Here is a 16,452-nt window from a genome sequence, read left to right on the forward strand (position 1 = left end):
CTGTGGTCCGTGGCCCGTCAGCGCCTTGGTCCCGTGTCCGGCGTGCCAGGATCGGGGGTCTCCACCGGGCCCTCGTGCTGGTGACGATGATGGCCGCGGGGTCTCGTACGCGCCTCAACGACGGCTGGACGCCAGGAGCCCCGGCCCGGACCGCGACCGGGCCCGGTCCATCTGCCCTCGAGTGCTTTCGCAGGTGCCGGCCGGACGATGGTGGGCCGGACACGCCGACCATTCCTGGGAGCGACGCACATGGACAAGACAACCTACAAGGCCCATGTCACGGCCGCCTTCGACCGCGCCGCCGGGTCCTACGACCGGATGGGGGTCACCTTCTTCACCCCCATGGGGCGGCGCCTCGTCGAACGGGCCGCGCCGCAGCCCGGGCAGCGCGTGCTGGACGTCGGCTGCGGGCGGGGGGCGTGCCTCTTCCACGCCGCCGCGCTCGTCGGCGACCAGGGCCGCGTCCTCGGCATCGACATCGCGCCGGCCATGATCGAGGAGGCGCGAAAGGAGGCGGCCGACCTGGGCATCGCCAACGTCGAACTGCGCGTGATGGACGGGGAGTTCCCCGATCTGCCGGCCCGCTCCTTCGACGTCGTCACCGGCAGCTACAGCCTGATCTTCTTCCCGGAGGCCCGGGCCGCCCTGCCGCGCTACGCCGAACTGCTCGCCGACGGCGGGCGCATCGCCTTCACGAGCCCGGTGTTCGACGACGACGCCTTCCCCTTCCTCCCGCCCGTCTTCACCGAGCTCATCCCGCGCTCGCTCCTGGAGAACCTGCCGCCGCAGTGGCGGCCGGAGGAACTCCAGAAGCGCTTCAACAGCTGGCTGGCGCAGGAGGCGGACCTGCGCCGGGCCCTGGAGTCCGCGGGGTTCCACGAGGTGGAGATCACCGACGAACCGGTCGACCTCGTGGCCCCGTCCGGCGAGGCGTGGGTGGCGTGGTCCCACACCCAGGGCATGCGCCTGCTGTGGGAGCACCTGCCCGACGACGACCGGGAGCGGCTGCGGGTCCGGCTCACCGGGGCGCTGGACGAGATGCGCCACGACGGCGGACCCCTGTCGATCGAGACGCCGGTGCGCTACGTCACGGCGACGGTGGCCCGTTGACCTCGCGTACCGCGTCCTCGCGCTCCGGAGCGGCAGCCGCCGCCGGAGGGGCCCGCCGGGTGACCCTGGCCAGCAGCGCCTCGGCGGGCCCGCGCCGCCCCCTTCGGCGCAGCAGGTCGGCGAGCAGCACACCGGCGCCCCACGCGCCGAGGGCGACGAGCGCGGAGCCGAGGACGCCCACGCGGTCGCCGAGCCCGAAGGTGTACGGGGCGAACAGCACGAGCCAGACGACCGACTGCCAGACGTAGGCGCTCATCGACCGCCGGCCGCACGCGGCGACGGCGGTCACGGCCCTGCTCCGCCGGCCCTCCAGGCGCAGCGCGAGCAGGGCCACCGCCGCGGCGAGGCCGCAGCCTCCCGCGTACCCCGTCAGCACGTGCAGCGCGCTGAGCCCCCAGGCCACGTCGGAGGGTGCGGTGGTCCACACCCCGGAGGTGACCAGCGCCAGCGGTAGGCCTCCGGCGACGCTCAGGGCGGTGCCCGTCACCGCCACCCGGCGCAGCAGGACCCGGTGGCGGCCCGGCTCCTCCAGGACCCGCTGCCGGGCGGCGTGCGCACCGATGAGGAACGGGCCGAGCGACATGACGGCGAACAGCGGTGTGGTGACCACCCAGGTGCCGATGCGGTACGCCGCGTCGGAGACCGGGTCGGCGGCGAGGAACATCGCCGCCGCGGTGTCGTCCGGGTCGCCGGAGACGCCCGCGGCCAGCATGCTCGCGTACAGCACCGTCCCCACGGCGACACCGGCGCCCGCCACCGTGAACAGGATGCGGTCACGGGCGCCGGTCAGGCCGACGGCGACCAGGGCGAGCAGTCCGTAGGCGCCCAGTACGTCCCCGGCGAACAGCAGCAGCGCGTGGACGGCCCCGAACAGCAGCAGCAGGCGGGCGCGGCGCCGCAGCACCGCGCGCGCACCGGGTCCGTCCCGTCCCCGTTCCCTCTCGCTTGCGAGGATCCGGCCCGTGCCGTAGCCGAACAGCAGGGCGAACATGGGGAAGCTGCGGCTGTCGGCCAGCACCGTGAGCACCCCCGCCGTGGCTGCGTCCGCGGGCGAGCCGGCGACCGGCGGATACCCCCGGATCACGGCGGCGCTCCCACTGACGAACATGTGCGCGTGCACCAGGGCGACGATCAGCAGCATCAGGCCCCGGGCGAGATCGGGGGCGAGGGCGCGGTCCGCCGTCGCCCCCGATCCGGACGGACGCGGAGCGCCGTCGCTCATCGGCCCTTCCTCCTCGGCATGTCAGTCCCGCTCCGCCAGCACCAGGTGGACGCTGCCGCCGACGTAGACCCCCCACTGGGAGACCGTGGCGTGGAAACCGAGTCCGGACAGCCGGGAGACGACCCGGCCGAGCCGGCCGTCGATGTCGTGGACCTCGAGGAGGACCCGCCGGATGCGGGGCCAGCAGGCCGGGTCGATGCCGTCGAGGACGTCGAGTTCACCGCGTTCGACGTCGATCTTGAGCAGGCCCACCCGGTCGACGTCGTGCTCCGCCATCACGGAGGCGAGCGTGGTCACCTCGACCGTGACCCGCTGGCTCACGTTGAAGGTGCGCCGCACGACCTCCCTGGTCCGCTCGTCGGCGCCGATGTTGTCGAGGTGCGCTTCGAGGTTGCGGGCGTCGTCCTCGGCGTCGTCGTACAGGGTCGAGGCGGAGGCCACGTAGGGCCGGTAGGTCAGTTCGGACGTACCCGACGCGGCCCCCAGCGCCTGCCGGAACGCGGTCGCCCCCGGCAGGAGGCGGGCGAGGTTGTCCTCCAGACAGGTGTAGGCCTTCGGGGCGGGTTCGAAGGCGAGCACGCGGCTCTCGGGGGCCAGCCCGCCGAAGAGCAGGGACGCCAGCCCGATGTGGGCGCCGACGTCGATGACGGCCTCGCCGGGGCGGAGGCCCTCGGCCGCCTTGCGGTAGGGGGCGGCGCTGCTGATCTCCTCCCAGAGGGTGTGCGCCTCCGCTTCCTGCACCGCCGACAGCACGCGGCCGTCGGGCAGTTCGCAGCGGGAGACGGGAAGGTCGGTGGGCAGTTCATCGGGGAGATCCCACGGATTCGGCATGGCATCGAATCTGCGGGACCGGTCTCGAGGAGCGCACGAGGAGCACTGGTCCACCGGCCGCCGGGCCGGTGGACCGGTCATCCGCGGCGCCGGTGCTCCCTGGTCATCTCCTCGAGGACCGGCACGACCTCGTTGGGCGTCGGCATGGCGCGGATCTCGTCACGGAGCGCGCCGGCCCGTTCGGTGTAGGAGGGCTCGTCGAGCAGCCGCAGGATCTTCTCGCGGAGCACCTCGGCGGTCAGGTCGCGGGCGGAGACGGCCAGGGTGGTGCCGGACTTCTCGTATTCCTCGCCCATGTCCTCGCTCACCCACTCGTAGCCGACGATGACGACCTGGGGAACGCCGTGCAGGTCCGCGGTGGCCTTGGTCTGGTAGCCGGCGTGGTGCACGATGACCGAGCACGACGGCGCCAGTTCGTTGAGCGGGACGAAGTCGGTGGTGCGGATGTTGTCCGGCAGGTCGGGCAGGGCGCCGCGCTGGGCCGGGTCGAGGGCGGCGATGATCTCGACGTCTAGTCCGGCCAGGCTCCTGAAGAGGGCCGCGAGGGTCTCGCCCAGCCGGAACCGCTCGGACTCCTCGCTGGTGATGGACGTGCCGAGGGTGATGCACACCCGGCGTCGCTCCACCGGTTCGTTGAGCCAGCCGGGCACCACGCAGCGCCCGTTGTAGGGGACGTAGCGCATCGGGACGGTCGGCAGGTCGAGCTCCTGGCGCAGGCTCGCGGGCCGGGTGTCGACGACCCACTGGCCCGTCAGCATGGTCTCGTCGAACCGCCGTTCGCTGCCGAGGCGTTCGAGGGTCCAGTCGAGCCACTCGGCCGTCGGGTCCTCGCGCAGCGGCTCGGGCTGCCGGTCGCGGTGGCGTACGAAGTGTCCGCGGGTGACCATCTGGAGGGCGAGCTCGGGCCCGGACACCAGGCGGGCGTGGGCGGCGCCGGTCGCGACGGCGACGACGGCCCCGGCGATCGAGAAGCTCTCCCACACGACCAGGTCGGGCTGCCAGCTGCGGGCGGCCGCGACGAGCTGGTCGATCTGCGCGTCGTTGTTGAGCGGTTGGTAGAGCGCGGGGACGACCATGTTCTCGTAGGAGAGGTGGTCCTCCCAGGTCGCTTTGGAGGGGTCCTGCTTGCTGGTGCCGATCTCGTTGAAGAGGGAGATCGCCTCCTTCTGGAAGCCGTCGAGCTGCTCCCAGAGGGTGGGCGACTGGATCGGCACGGCGGTCAGGCCGGTCTGGGTGACGGTGTCGACGAGGCTTTCGTTGCAGGCCGCCCGCACCTCGTGGCCCGCGGTGCGCAGGGCCCAGGCCAGCGGGACCATCTGCTGGAAGTGGTTGCCCTCGATCGACGTGAACAGGACTCTCATCGCGGGGTTCCTTTCTGTGGGCGCCGGTCAGCCGGTGGTGAGCGGGCAGCCGAGCAGGTGTCCCGTGACGGGTGAGCGGCGGCTGCGCAGGTGGCCGGCCGAGCGGCGCGGGCGCGGGCGGGCGGCCACCAGTGCGCGCAGGACCGCTTCGGCCTGGGCGCGGGCGAACGGCAGGGTCACCCGGTGGTGGAGGGCCGGGACCAGTGCCTCGACCGGGCGGCCGGTGACGAACCGGTCGGGATCGTCGAAGACTTCGGGGTCGCGGTTCGCCGCGGCGACGAGCACCACCACGCGCTCGCCCGCCCGCACGTGCTGTCCGGCGAATTCGACGTCGGCGAGGGCGACCGCCGGATGGATACGTACCGGGGGGTCGTGGCGCAGGACCTCGGCCACGACGAGGGCGGCGTGCCCTGGGTCTTCGGCGACGCGCGACCACTCCTCGGGGTGGTCCGCCACCGCCAGCACGGAGCCGGCGATCAGGCTCGCCGCGGTGCGCACCCCGGCGGTGGCCAGCAGGACCGCGGCCTCGTGCGGGCCGGCCCCCGGTCCGGCTTCGGGGTCGGCGGCGGGGTCGGCGAGGAGCTCGCGCAGCCGGCCGACGGCGGCCACCGCCCGCCGGGTGACGTCCAGCCGCTGCGGGCACAGCAGGCCGTCGAGGACGACCCCGGCGGCGGTGCAGGCCCGGGCCAGTTCCCGGCGGTCCGCGCCGGCCGGCCCGAGGGTCGCGGCGAGCAGGTTCGTGGGAACGGCCTCCGCGAGGTCGGTGACCAGGTCGAAGTCCGCGGCCAGGGCGCCGACCACCCGCTCGGACACCGCCTGCACGGCGGCCGGGGGCACGGCGTCCCGCGCGTACCCGTGCAGCCGCTCGTAGTGCGCGGCGTCCCCGCCGAGCCCGGCGTCGTCCACCGGTACGTGGGCCTCGTCGTCCGCCAGGGGGCGGTGCGGCCACCCCGCGCCCAGGAGTTCCCCGGCGAGCCGGTGGTCCGCCGTCACCCAGGCGCCCGTGGTGCTGCGCCACAGCGGGCCGAGCGCGCGGATCCGCTCCTGGCCCGGACGGGGGTCCTCGGCGTGGCCGCGCAGGAGGTCGGCGTACGGATCGCCCTTCACCTGGTGCAGCCACACCTCCCCGTGGGCGCGCTGGAGCCGTCTGCCCAGCTCTCCGATGTCCGTGCGGTTCCATGTGCCGTGCATGACGCTCACCTTCGACGGTCTCCTCTAGATGAGGGGGAACTTCTCGTTGTCCAGCGGGTCCCCGGGGGCCATGTGGGAGATGTGGGCGTCCTCGGTGCCGGGCCAGTAGGTGCTGCCGTCGTCCATGTAGACGATGCCGTGGCCCATCCGGGGGTTGTCGGTCAGGTTCGCCCCGGCCATGTGGACGGTGCGGCAGTGGTGGAAGGCGACGTCACCGGCCTTCAGCGGCACGGTGATCCGCGGCTGCCAGTCGTAGTCCGGCCAGATGTCGGCGATGGGCCGGTACTCGGCGAAGCTGGTCATGTGGACCTGCCGGTGGGCGGCGTCGCGCAGGTGGGACCCGGGCACGTAGCTGAGGCAGCCGCTCTCGGCCGGTACGTCGACCAGCGCGACCCACGCCGTGAGCGTCCGCTCGATGCCGTGCAGCGGGAGGCCCGTCTCGTCGTCGTGGACGAGCGTGGGCAGCGTGTTCAGGGTCTCCCGGCCGGACTTGAGGAGGATGTCGGTGCTGTAGAGGCGCAAGGGGCCGCCGGCGAGCCGCTTGGCCATGCCGGTGATCGCCGGGTGCAGCGCGAGGTCGCGCAGCGCCTCGTGCTTGAGCCAGGCCTGGGCGACGAAGTGCACCTGCACCTCGTCCTCGCCGGCGCCCCAGATCTCCGGCCCGTGCTGGGCGACCACTTCCTCGGAGGCGGCCCTGAACCGCTCGACCTCGGAGGGGGTGAGGACTTCGGGAATGCGGACGAAACCGTTCTCCTGGTAATGGCGGCGGGCCTCGTCGGTGAGGACGTCGGCCGTGACCGGGGCGCTTCGGGCCGTCATGGCGTGTTCGCTCCTTCGTCGTGGTGGTGGGGTACGGGGTGGTCCCGTTCAGCGGGACAGGACCCGGGTGAGGGCGTCGCGCAGGGCGGCGGCGGGGTCGTCCGGCCGGGTGGCGGTGCGCCATGCGACGATGCCGTCGGGCCGGACGAGGCTGGCGCCGCCGGTGCCGATGCCGAACCGTTCTGCGAGTTCGCCGTCGGGGTCCTCGAGACCGGTGGCCGGACCGTGGACCTCGACGGGGACGCCGAGTTCCCTGCTCGCGCTGCGGGCCCAGCCGGTCCAGCCGGCGCCGTCCGCACCGGTCATGAGCAGCCAGCCGGAACCGAAGAGGTCCACGGTGGAGATCCGCTCGCCCGCCCTGAGCACCCACACGTGCGGCATCCGGAAGCCGGGCCTTCCGGTGGGCCGGGCCGGGGACTCGACCCGGGCGGGGTCGTCGTCGTCGATGAGGACGGCGTCCGAGCGGTAGCGGAAGCCGAGGATCACCTCGGCATAGCCGACGGGCTCCGCCATCCGGTCCTGCAGGTGCGGGGCGAGCCGGGAAGCGTAGAGGGCCATGGACTCGTCCATCACGAGCCGGGCCACGAGGCCGCGCTCGGGCTCGTAGCTGTCCAGCAGGCCGGGGCCGGCCTGGCCGGTGAGTACGGCGGACAGCTTCCAAGCCAGGTCGTACCCGTCGCCGATGGCCGTGTTGCCGCCGAGCCCGCCGGTGGGGGGCACGACCTTCGCCGAGTCGCCGACCAGGAACACCCTTCCGGCGCGCCAGCGTTCGGCGATGCGGGCCGCCATCTCCCAGCGCTGGACGTCCAGCACCTTGGGCTCCAGGTCCGGTGCGTCCAGGCCGGTGCGGATCAGTTCGAGGCAGCGGTCGGGAGTGAAGTCCTCGGCGGACTCTCCGCGTTCGGGGTCGTACTCGACCAGGAAGGTGTGCCGCTCGGGTCGGTCGCTGCCGATGAAGATGCCGCTGAAGGCGGGGTTGCGCAGGTAGTACAGCCCGGACGCGTCCGAGGTGAGCACCCCGGACAGGTCGGCTTCGAAGATCATGCCGACCACGTGGGACAGCGAGCCGTGGCCCCGGCGGGCGATGCCGAGCCCTTCCCTGATGGGGCTGCGGTCGCCGTCCGCGGCCACCAGGTAGCGCGCCCGTACGGTGGTCTCCGCGCCGCTCTCGCGGTCGCGGAGCAGCGCGCTCACCCCGTCCGCGTCCTGTTCGTAGGAGACGAGCGCGGCGGCGAACCGGATCTGCGCCCCGTCCCGGCGGGCCCGGTCCAGCATCAGGGGCTCCAGCTGGTCCTGCCAGGCCAGCGCCCACGCCATGGGGGAACAGGGCGCGGTCGTGGCGACGAGGTTGTCGAAGCCCTCTTCGAAGGTGCCGAGCACCTCGCCCCGTACGGTCTCGGCGACCCGGGTCGTGAAGTGGCCCTTGGCACCGCGGTGGTCGGTGGCGTCCTGCACCTGCTCGGCGATCCCGCCGAGCCGCAGCAGCTCCATGGTGCGCGGGTTCTGGCCGATCGCTCTGGGGTGGATCGACGTCGTCGGATGCTTCTCGGCCATGAGCACCGGCACGCCCAGGCGGGCGAGGAACATCGTCGTGGACAGGCCTCCCAGGCCCGCGCCCACTACCAGTACGTCGACTTCCTTGTCAGCTGTGGCCATCGTCTTCTCCCGCTTCGGTGGCGGCCGTCCTGTCGGACCTCCGTTGCCCGGGGCCGAGACTCGCCGGTGGGCTTCGAAGTTCGCTGGAGGCCCGTCGACGCGGGCTCGTGCGCGGCTGCGGGAATCCTCGAGTGCCGTGCGAACGGGCACCGGCAGGGTGACCTCCCATGCGAGTGCTGTTCACGCCGTTCCCGGCGAGCACCCACGTCCACACCCAGGTACCCCTGGCGTGGGCGATGCGGGCCGCGGGACACGAGGTCCGTGTCGCCACCCGGCCGGACGTGGTCGAGGACATCAACAACGCCGGCCTGACCGCGGTCGCGGTCGGCGGGGTCCTCGACGTCGCGGCCACGATGAATCCGGAGTACACCGACGAGCCCGACGAGATACGTGACGAAGCCTGGCTGGACGTCCTCGACATCAGCGAGACGCGGCCGGAGAAGCTGACCCTTCCCTATGTCCACGGGGTACTGACCGCGTGGACCTCGTTCGTCTACCAGAACACCCTGCCGGACGACACCACCGGGGAGCTGATCGACTTCGCCCGTTCCTGGCGGCCCGACCTGGTCGTCTGGGACACCATGTACTACCCCGGCGCGCTCGCGGCGCGGATCAGCGGCGCGGCGCACGCGCGGCTGATGTTCGGCCTGGACCTGGTCGGGCTGATGCGCCAGCACTACCTGCGGGGGCTGGCCGGACTGCCGCCGGCGCTGCGGGAGGATCCGCTGGAGGAGTGGATGGACCGGATCCTGCGGCGGTACGGCCGGGAGTTCACCGAGGACCTGGTCGTGGGCCAGTGGACCATCGATCCCGTTCCGCCGTCGCTGCGGCTGCCGGTCGACCTGCCGTCCGTGCCGGTGCGCTACGTACCGTACAACGGCGAGGCGCAGGTCCCGGACTGGCTGCGGGAGCCGCCGCCCCGCCGGCCCCGTGTCTGCCTGACCCTCGGCAGGTCGTTCCGCGAGGTGGTCGGCGCCGACCGGACGTCGGTCGGCGACCTGCTGGAGGCGGTGGCGGACCTGGACGTCGACGTGGTCGCGACGTTCACCGCGGACCAGCTCGATCCGGGCCGGCGCGTACCGGACAACGTGCGGGTCGTCGACTTCGCACCGCTGGACGCGCTGCTGCCGACCAGCGCGGCGATCGTGCACCACGGGGGTTCGGGCACCCTCCAGACCGCGCTGGCGCACGGCGTGCCCCAGGTGATCGTGCCGGCCAAGATGTGGTGCAACGTCCCCAAGGCGCACCGGGTGCGCGACGCGGGCGCCGGGCTGTGCATCGATCCGGAGGCGCTGACGCCGCAGGGGCTGCGCGCCGCGCTGGTCCGGGTGCTGCAGGAGCCGTCGTTCCGTGCCGGCGCCGACCGGCTCCGCCGGGAGGTCCTCGCCACGCCGTCGCCCGCCGATGTCGTCCCGGTCCTGGAGCGGCTCACCGCCGAACACCGGTCGCGCTAGAACGGGTCCGGTGCGCCGCGGCCGTCGGGGTGTCTGTGCCCCGACGGCCGCGGTGTGCTGCCGCCTACGCGGGCGGAGTGCTCCCGATCCGGGGGAACGGGGTGGTCGAGAAGATCACCTCGACCGGTACCTCGAAGTATTCCGCGATCCTCAGGGCGAGGTGCAGGCTGGGGCTGTACTCGCCGCGCTCCAGGTAGCCCACCGTCTGGTAGTGCACCCCGAGGGCGTCGGCGAGCTGCCTGCGCGTGATGGCGCGCTCGACCCGCAGCACGGCGATGCGGTTGTGCACCGTCTCGTTCGCTGCGCCGCCGCGCGGACGGCCCTGCTCGCCGGTCGAACGCCAGCCCGCCGCGGGCGTGTCGGTGCCGGAGCCGGACCGCGGGGCCACCGCCCCGGTCTCCGGCTCCGCCGCCGACGTGCCCCGGCGGGCCGACGCGCGCTTGCCGCCGGTTTCCTTGTCACCCAACGCGCTTCAATGCCTCCTGTTGTCGGGCCTCGACCTTCGAACCCGTCTCGCCGCGCACCGTACGGCCCAGGACCCTCGGTGCGATCACCAGCGCGACGACGGCCCAGGCGAGCAGCACGACCGCGGTCATGGGCCTGCGCCAGGAGTCGCCGAGCTCGACCGCGACCGCCGCGTCGGGCAGCAGCGCGGCACGGGTGCCCAGGCCCACCCAGTACACGGGGAACAGCTGCGCAATGCCCTGGAGCCAGCCCGCGAGCGAGGTGATCGGGTAGAAAATACCCGAGATCGCCATCAGGCCCATCGTCGGGAAGATCCCCCACGTGTTGGCGCCGCGCGGGTTCTTCACCATGGCGCCGATGATCAGGCCGATCGGCAGGGTGGCGAGGAGTCCGAGGGCCAGCACCCACACCAGGTTCAGCCACTTGGCGAGGTCCCCGGTCATCAGGTCGTCGAAGAGGAACACGCTGGGCACCAGGATGATGACCAGGGTGAGCAGGGTGCTCAGCGCGATGCCCAGCACGCGGCCGGCGATGTAGCCGACGAGCCCCTGCGGGACGGTCCTGGCCCGCAGCAGCGTGCCGTCCTCCCGCTCGGCCGCCAGCGCGAACGCCGCTCCGCCCAGGGCCTGGAAGGCAAGCAGGCCGCCGATCATGCTCGGCATGGTCAGCGTCGCCAGCGACAGGTCGGTGCCCTCCACGGTCGAGTTCCGCATGAAGAACAGCACCCCGAGGAAGACGCCCCCGAGGAAGAGGTAGTAGATGATGTCGCCCGGCGACGTCACGCTCTGCCTGAACTCGGTCCAGCCGCGGCGCAGACCGAGTCGCACGGCGTACAGGGTGGGATTCATCGGCCTGCCTCCCGGAACGCGGCGATCGCCTCTTCGGACCGGCCGGCCTCGTGCTGGCGGACCATGGTCATGTACGTGTCCTCCAGGCTGGCCCGGCGCACCTCCAGGTCGCGGACCCGGTCGCCGTGCTGCTTGAACAGCTCGTGGACGAACGTGCTGGCGTCGGGCGTGGCGTGGACGAACTGTTCGCCGCTCAGGCTCCAGCGGACCTCCGCCTTGCCCGACGTCTGCCGGGCGAGCTGGTCGGCGCTGCCGTCCGCGACGATCTGGCCCCCGGCGAGGATCAGGATGCGGTCGGACAGCTTCTCGGCCTCGTCCAGGTCGTGCGTGGTGAGCAGGATCGTGGTGTCCTCCAGGTCGGAGAGCCGGTGCACCACGTCGTGGAAGTCGCGGCGCGCCTTGGGGTCGAACCCGACGGTGGGCTCGTCCAGGAACAGCACCTCCGGGCGGCCCACGATGCCGATCGCGACGTCGAGCCGGCGGCGCTGGCCGCCCGACAGGGACCCGATCTTCTGGTCCGCCTGCTCCTCCAGGCTGACCATGGAGATCAGCTCGTCCACGTCGCGCGGACGCGGCCGCTCGGGCGTGGAGTAGGGCCGGTAGAAGTCCCCCAGCTGGGCCAGCAGCTCCCGGACCTTCCACTTGCCGTGGTCGCGCCACGACTGGAGTACGACGCCCAGCCTGGCGCGCCACTCCTCGTCGCCCTTGGCCGGATCGACGCCGAGCACGCTGACCTCGCCCGCCGAGCGCGTCCGGAACCCCTCCATGATCTCGATGGTCGTCGTCTTCCCGGCGCCGTTCGGCCCGAGCAGAGCGAGCACCTCGCCCCGGCGGACACTGAAGTCGACCCCGTTCAGCACGTCTTTGGACCCGTACCGCATACGCAGTCCGCGGATGTCGATCACTCGTTCGCCTGCCGAGCCGTCCGGTGCTCCCGCAGCCCGGTTCGCCTCGCGCAGATCACTTAACTCCGCCATAGGCCCCTACCTTTCGATCAGACCTGTTAGATCAAAGATAGTATCTCTACTACGACCCGTACAAGTCGCACGACCAAAGGGATCGTCACGCACCGTGAGAATCAGCTAGCGGGCGACGGGCATCTCGATCACCGCTCCGGTGACACCGGAGCGCAGGCGCCGCAGGACGGGCCCGACCGGACGCAGGCCCGGGACCTCGGCCGCGAGCGCGCGGAGCCCGGCCTCCGCGAGGAACCGCGCCGTCGGGGCCGGCAGCGACGTGGGCAGGCCCTCGGCGAACGCCAGGGGCTCCGCGGCCCGTTCCCGGGCCGGGTCGAAGGCGGCCGGCTCCGGGTGCACGGCAGAGTCCCGGCCGGCCGCCTCGACCGCCACGACGACCTGGCCGCCGGCCGGGACGGGCGTCCCGGCCAGTTCGAGGTCCTCGAGCGCGTACAGCGGGACGAGCCGCACGGGCGGGGCGTGGCGCAGCGTCTCCTCGACGACCGCCGGAGCGAGACCGGGGTCCTCGCACAGCGCCCGCCACTGCGCGGGGTGGTCGAGCAGCTCCGCCACCGCGTCGCAGAACAGGGTCGCGGACAGCTCGGTCCCGACGAGGGCCAGCAGTGTGCACACCGACCGCACCTCGTCCTCGTGGGTCGCCGCCAGCAGGGCGCTGACGAGGTCGTCCCCGGGCTTCTCGCGCCGCTGCGCGATCACTCCGGCGAGCAGGGAGCGCATGCCCTCGACGGAAGCGATCAGCTCGCGTGCCGTGCGCAGGTGCGGCGAGCACACCGTGGCGTCCAGGAGGCCCGCGGCGCCCCGGCACAGCGCCGCGAAGCGGTCGTGGTCCTCCTCCGGTACGCCGAGCAGCTCCCGCACGATCCCGGCGGCGAACGGGTCGGCCACCTCCGTGCGGAGGTCGAAGCCGCTGCCCGCTTCGGCGAGGGCGCGGCGCAGCGCCTGCTCGGCGACGGGCCGCCGGCGTTCCAGGGCCTTCGCGCCGAGCAGGGGTTCGAGCAGCTCGCCCACGCGCTCGCAGTCGGCGCGGCCCGCGGTCAGGAAGGCCCCGCCGAAGGGGAGGACCTCGCGCAGTGCGGGAACTTCCCAGGGCATGGGCTCGCGCTGCTCCCCTCCGTCCTGCGCGGCGGGTGCGTCCGCGTCGGGGTGCCGGACGCTCAGCCGCGGGTCGGCGAGCGCGGCCGCGGCGACCTCGTGGTGCGCCGTCACCCAGGCCTCGGCGCTGCTCCGGTACAGCGGGCCCCGTTCCCGGATCAGTTCGCCGAGCCGGTGCGGGTCGTCGCCGGCGGCCCGCACGAGCAGGGCGTACGGGTCGTCCTTCGTGCCGATGATCCACTGGACGCCGCGGTGCGTGAGCAGCACACGGCCCAGTTCGCTCTCGTTCATGGTCACCATGTGCTGAACTCCGCCTCTCCGGGGGCCTGCTGTGGTCCCGTACCGCTGTGGGGGTCGTACCGGTTCATGTCAGGGAGAGCCCGCCGTCGACCGGCAGTACGGCGCCGGTCAGGTGGCTGGCCTCGGGCCGAGTGAGGTGCGTGACCCACCAGGCGATCTCCTGGGGGGTGCCGACACGGCCCTGGGGCGTCAGCGCGCCCACGTGGTGGAGCATGCCGTCGTACTGTTCGGGCGACATGCCCGCCCGCTCCGCGAAGCCGGAATCGACCAGCCCGGGCGCGACGCCGACGGCCCGGATGCCGCGCGGCGCGAGTTCGACCGCCCAGCTGCGGGTGAGGAAGTCCAGGGCGGCCTTGGCGGCGCCGTACACGCTGTTGCCCGGCCAGGCCCTGGATCCGCGCGCACCGGACGAGCCGATGTTGACCACGGTGCCGCCGCCGTCGGCGGCGAGGGCGTCGAGCGCGGCCCGGGTGAGCAGCACGGGCACCGCCAGGTTGGTGCCGAGCTGGGCGGCCACCTGCTCGGGGTCGACGTCGGCGAGGGCGCGGTGGCCCAGGGCCGCGGCGTTGTTCACCAGGACGTCGATCCCGCCCAGTTCGCGCACCGCGGTCTCCACGACCTCCCGGGGCGCATCGGCCCCGGTGAGGTCGACGGCGAGCGTCCTGATCGTGTCGTACCCCTTCGCCGTGCCGGCGAGGTCGGCGGCGGTGCGGCCGACGACGAGGACGGCCGCGCCCTCGTCGGCGAAGGCGTGGGCGATCGCCCTGCCGATGCCGGAGCCGCCTCCGGTGACCACGACCGACCGCGGGGCCGGGGGCGGAGCCGTGACCGGGGGCAGGGGTGCTGCGTCAGACATGGTTCCTCACAAGGTCGTCGCGGTGTTCGGCGGTGAGCGACTCCAGCAGCGGGACGACGTCCCGGGGGGACGGGGTGGCGAGGGTCTCCCGGCGCAGCCGCTCGGCGCCGGCCGTGAAGGACGGCTCGGTCAGGACACGGGTGAGCGCGTCGCGCAGGGCGGCGGCGGTCAGGGTCTGCGCGTCCAGGCGCAGTCCGGCGCCCGACCGCTGCACGAGGTCCGCGCGGATCGCGTTGTCCCACATGGTGCCCGGCACGAGGATCTGCGGGACGCCGTACAGGAACGCCGCGTGCACCGTGCCGGACCCGCCGTGGCTGACGAGCGCCGAGCAGGTCGGCAGCAGCACGTCCATCGGGACGAAGTCGACGGCGCGGACGTTGGGCGGAAGGCTGCCGACCTCGCGCAGCTGGCGGGCGTCCAGGGTGGCGACCACCTCCACGTCCAGTCCGGCCACCGCCTCGATCAGCTCGCCGACGGACGCCTGGTCGCCGCCCATCACCTCGCGGTGGGAGACGCCCAGCGTCAGGCACACCCGGGGGCGCCGGGGCGCCTCGCGCAGCCAGTCCGGGACGCTGCCCCTGCCGTTGTAGGCGACGCAGCGCACGGGTACGTAGGGCAGGTCCGCCGGCAGCCGCAGGGAGGTCGGCACGGGGTCGACGGTCCACTGGCCGGTCACCAGGTCCTCGGTGAACTCTCCGCCGTAGCGCTCCATCACCGTGCCCAGCCACTCCCGCAGGGGATCCTCGCGCAGCGCGGCGGGCCGTCGGCGCACCTGCGCCAGATAGCTCTCGCGCATGCGCCCGACCAGGTCCAGCCCGAACATCAGCCGGGCGTGGGCCGCCCCGGTGACCCGGGCGGCGACGGCTCCGGCGAAGGTCAGCGGATCCCAGATCACCAGGTCGGGATGCCAGCCGCGGGCGAATCCGACCAGGTCGTCGATCATCTCGGCCGACGAGTAGTTCTGGAAGACGGCCGAGGTCATCGCGGTGAACACGCCGTGCATGTGGTCGTACGTCAGCTTCTCCGGGCGCAGCTCGTCCATCGCCAGCAGCAGCTGGGCGTCCGGGGCGTCCTCGTCGTAGGTCTCGCGGGAGGCGTCCTCGCGTTCCCGCAGCTCCTCCATCAGTCGTTCCTCGCCCAGCTCGCGGCCGACCGGGACGGCGGTCAGTCCGGTGCGGGCGATGACCTCGGCGAGGTCGGGGTGGCTGGCCACGCAGACCTCGTGCCCGGCGGCCCGCAGCGCCCAAGCGAGCGCGACCTGGGCGTGGACGTGGTTGCGCGCGCCGAAGGTGGTGAACAGGACGCGCATCAGCGCTCCCGTGCCGCTCGCTCGGCGTGCTCCTTGGCGAGCAGCATCGTCGCCGTGCTGTTGCGGCCGAGCGCGTCGCGGACGAAGGTGCGCGCGTCCCCGACCGTGGCGCCCTCGCCGAGGACGGGGACGACGGCGTCCCGGCTGAGGACGACCGTGTGCGTCGAGGTGACGGTGCACCCGGAGGTGCTCTTCGCGATCCGCCAGAGGCCGTTGTGGACGGTCATCAGGGCGGGTGTCCTGAGCTGCTTGTAGACGATGGCGGCCGAGGGGAAGCAGACCCGGACCGACTTCGTGGTGTGGACGGCGCCGTTCGGGGTGAGCGTGTCCATCTCCAGCAGTTGGAGGTTCGGGGTGCTCTCCTCCAGCTCGACCCGGTTCACGTGGGGCAGCCGCTCCTGCCACCGCCGGGCGTCGTAGAGGAAGTCGTACACGTCGGCGGGGTCGCCGGCCACCTCCACCACGTCGTCGAACTCGAGCGACAGGTCGTCGGCGCCGGTGCCGGAGGCCTGCTCGGCGGCCCGCCGGAGCGCGTCCAGTTCCGCGTCGCTGTTGCGGTCGATGGCGCGGGTGATCCACTCCACGCCCTCCGGGTCGTCGTCGACGGCCCGGAAGTCGTGGGTCAGGCGGACCAGCGATACGGTGTCCGACAGCGGTTCGACGGTCCATTCGCCGCCCATGGCGGCGACGGGCGGCTGGGACACCTCCTGGCGGAAGCCCACCCGCAGTCCGCCGGGGTCGAGGACGCGGCGCGAGGTCCACGTCTTGACGGCGTCGTTGGCGGTCGCCCAGAGGCGGATGCGCTCCTCGCCGGCGGTCCGGTCGAGGACGTCCACGTGCACGGTCGGGGGGAAGACCCGCGGCCACGATTCGACGTCCGCGATCAGGCCGTAGACGGTGCGGGCGGGTGCCTGCACCGTGATCCGGTGCTCGGCTCGGTGGTTGTTCGTCATGGTGCGGG

15 protein-coding genes are annotated in these 16,452 nt (G+C 73.1%); 2 read left to right on the plus strand and 13 right to left on the minus strand.

Going from position 1 to position 16,452, the window contains the following annotated elements; all coding sequences use genetic code 11:
• Positions 1–249: 249 nt before the first annotated feature.
• Positions 250–1,110 carry a class I SAM-dependent methyltransferase gene (locus tag OHA91_RS06225; protein WP_031147048.1) on the plus strand — a complete coding sequence of 287 codons (861 nt, stop codon included), beginning with the start codon at positions 250–252 and terminating at the stop codon, positions 1,108–1,110.
• Here OHA91_RS06225 and OHA91_RS06230 read toward each other — a convergent pair.
• The 6 genes from OHA91_RS06230 to rdmE all read right to left on the minus strand — a co-directional run bounded on the left by OHA91_RS06230 (position 1,088) and on the right by rdmE (position 8,190).
• The gene (locus OHA91_RS06230) at positions 1,088–2,332 is read right to left on the minus strand and encodes a DUF418 domain-containing protein (protein ID WP_328738794.1); all 1,245 of its coding nucleotides are present in this window, start codon (positions 2,330–2,332) and stop codon (positions 1,088–1,090) included. The genes OHA91_RS06225 and OHA91_RS06230 overlap by 23 nt on opposite strands.
• Positions 2,333–2,353: 21 nt before the next feature.
• Positions 2,354–3,163: an FkbM family methyltransferase gene (locus tag OHA91_RS06235; RefSeq protein WP_031147044.1), complete on the minus strand. Its 810-nt coding sequence runs from the start codon at positions 3,161–3,163 to the stop codon at positions 2,354–2,356.
• Positions 3,164–3,240: 77 nt separating this feature from the next.
• On the minus strand, positions 3,241–4,524 hold the full coding sequence (locus OHA91_RS06240; protein ID WP_266494055.1) for an activator-dependent family glycosyltransferase: 1,284 nt from the start codon (positions 4,522–4,524) through the stop codon (positions 3,241–3,243).
• 27 nt (positions 4,525–4,551) lie between these two features.
• A complete protein-coding gene (locus tag OHA91_RS06245) occupies positions 4,552–5,715 on the minus strand; it encodes a cytochrome P450 family protein (protein WP_051892707.1) in 1,164 nt (387 codons plus the stop codon).
• A 24-nt stretch (positions 5,716–5,739) separates the two neighbouring features.
• Complete coding sequence (locus tag OHA91_RS06250) at positions 5,740–6,534, minus strand: phytanoyl-CoA dioxygenase family protein (protein ID WP_266494050.1); 795 nt, start codon at positions 6,532–6,534, stop codon at positions 5,740–5,742.
• Between the two features lie 48 nt (positions 6,535–6,582).
• The gene (gene rdmE / locus OHA91_RS06255) at positions 6,583–8,190 is read right to left on the minus strand and encodes an aklavinone 12-hydroxylase RdmE (protein ID WP_031147036.1); all 1,608 of its coding nucleotides are present in this window, start codon (positions 8,188–8,190) and stop codon (positions 6,583–6,585) included.
• A gap of 167 nt (positions 8,191–8,357) precedes the next feature.
• On the opposite strand from rdmE, the gene OHA91_RS06260 reads away from it, so the two are divergent.
• Positions 8,358–9,644 carry an activator-dependent family glycosyltransferase gene (locus OHA91_RS06260; RefSeq protein ID WP_031147034.1) on the plus strand — a complete coding sequence of 429 codons (1,287 nt, stop codon included), beginning with the start codon at positions 8,358–8,360 and terminating at the stop codon, positions 9,642–9,644.
• A gap of 64 nt (positions 9,645–9,708) precedes the next feature.
• Here OHA91_RS06260 and OHA91_RS39835 read toward each other — a convergent pair whose 3' ends face one another.
• From OHA91_RS39835 to OHA91_RS06295, 7 genes are all read right to left on the minus strand, one after another.
• Positions 9,709–10,110 (minus strand): helix-turn-helix transcriptional regulator, encoded by a 402-nt coding sequence (locus OHA91_RS39835; RefSeq protein ID WP_031147032.1) that lies wholly within the window; start codon positions 10,108–10,110, stop codon positions 9,709–9,711.
• The gene (locus OHA91_RS06270) at positions 10,103–10,957 is read right to left on the minus strand and encodes an ABC transporter permease (RefSeq protein WP_030957368.1); all 855 of its coding nucleotides are present in this window, start codon (positions 10,955–10,957) and stop codon (positions 10,103–10,105) included. The genes OHA91_RS39835 and OHA91_RS06270 overlap by 8 nt, the downstream gene beginning before the upstream one ends.
• Positions 10,954–11,838 (minus strand): ABC transporter ATP-binding protein, encoded by an 885-nt coding sequence (locus OHA91_RS06275; protein ID WP_245240025.1) that lies wholly within the window; start codon positions 11,836–11,838, stop codon positions 10,954–10,956. The genes OHA91_RS06270 and OHA91_RS06275 overlap by 4 nt, the downstream gene beginning before the upstream one ends.
• A gap of 201 nt (positions 11,839–12,039) precedes the next feature.
• Positions 12,040–13,326, minus strand: coding sequence for a cytochrome P450 family protein (locus tag OHA91_RS06280; RefSeq protein WP_328738795.1), 1,287 nt, complete (start codon positions 13,324–13,326; stop codon positions 12,040–12,042).
• Positions 13,327–13,390: 64 nt separating this feature from the next.
• The gene (locus OHA91_RS06285) at positions 13,391–14,182 is read right to left on the minus strand and encodes an SDR family NAD(P)-dependent oxidoreductase (RefSeq protein WP_051892705.1); all 792 of its coding nucleotides are present in this window, start codon (positions 14,180–14,182) and stop codon (positions 13,391–13,393) included.
• A complete protein-coding gene (locus tag OHA91_RS06290) occupies positions 14,175–15,491 on the minus strand; it encodes an activator-dependent family glycosyltransferase (RefSeq protein ID WP_031147023.1) in 1,317 nt (438 codons plus the stop codon). Before OHA91_RS06290 ends, OHA91_RS06285 begins: the two co-directional genes overlap by 8 nt.
• On the minus strand, positions 15,491–16,444 hold the full coding sequence (locus OHA91_RS06295; RefSeq protein WP_031147021.1) for an aromatase/cyclase: 954 nt from the start codon (positions 16,442–16,444) through the stop codon (positions 15,491–15,493). Before OHA91_RS06295 ends, OHA91_RS06290 begins: the two co-directional genes overlap by 1 nt.
• Positions 16,445–16,452 lie beyond the last annotated feature (8 nt).

The sequence above is a fragment of the Streptomyces erythrochromogenes genome (assembly GCF_036170895.1).
Taxonomy (GTDB): domain Bacteria; phylum Actinomycetota; class Actinomycetes; order Streptomycetales; family Streptomycetaceae; genus Streptomyces; species Streptomyces erythrochromogenes.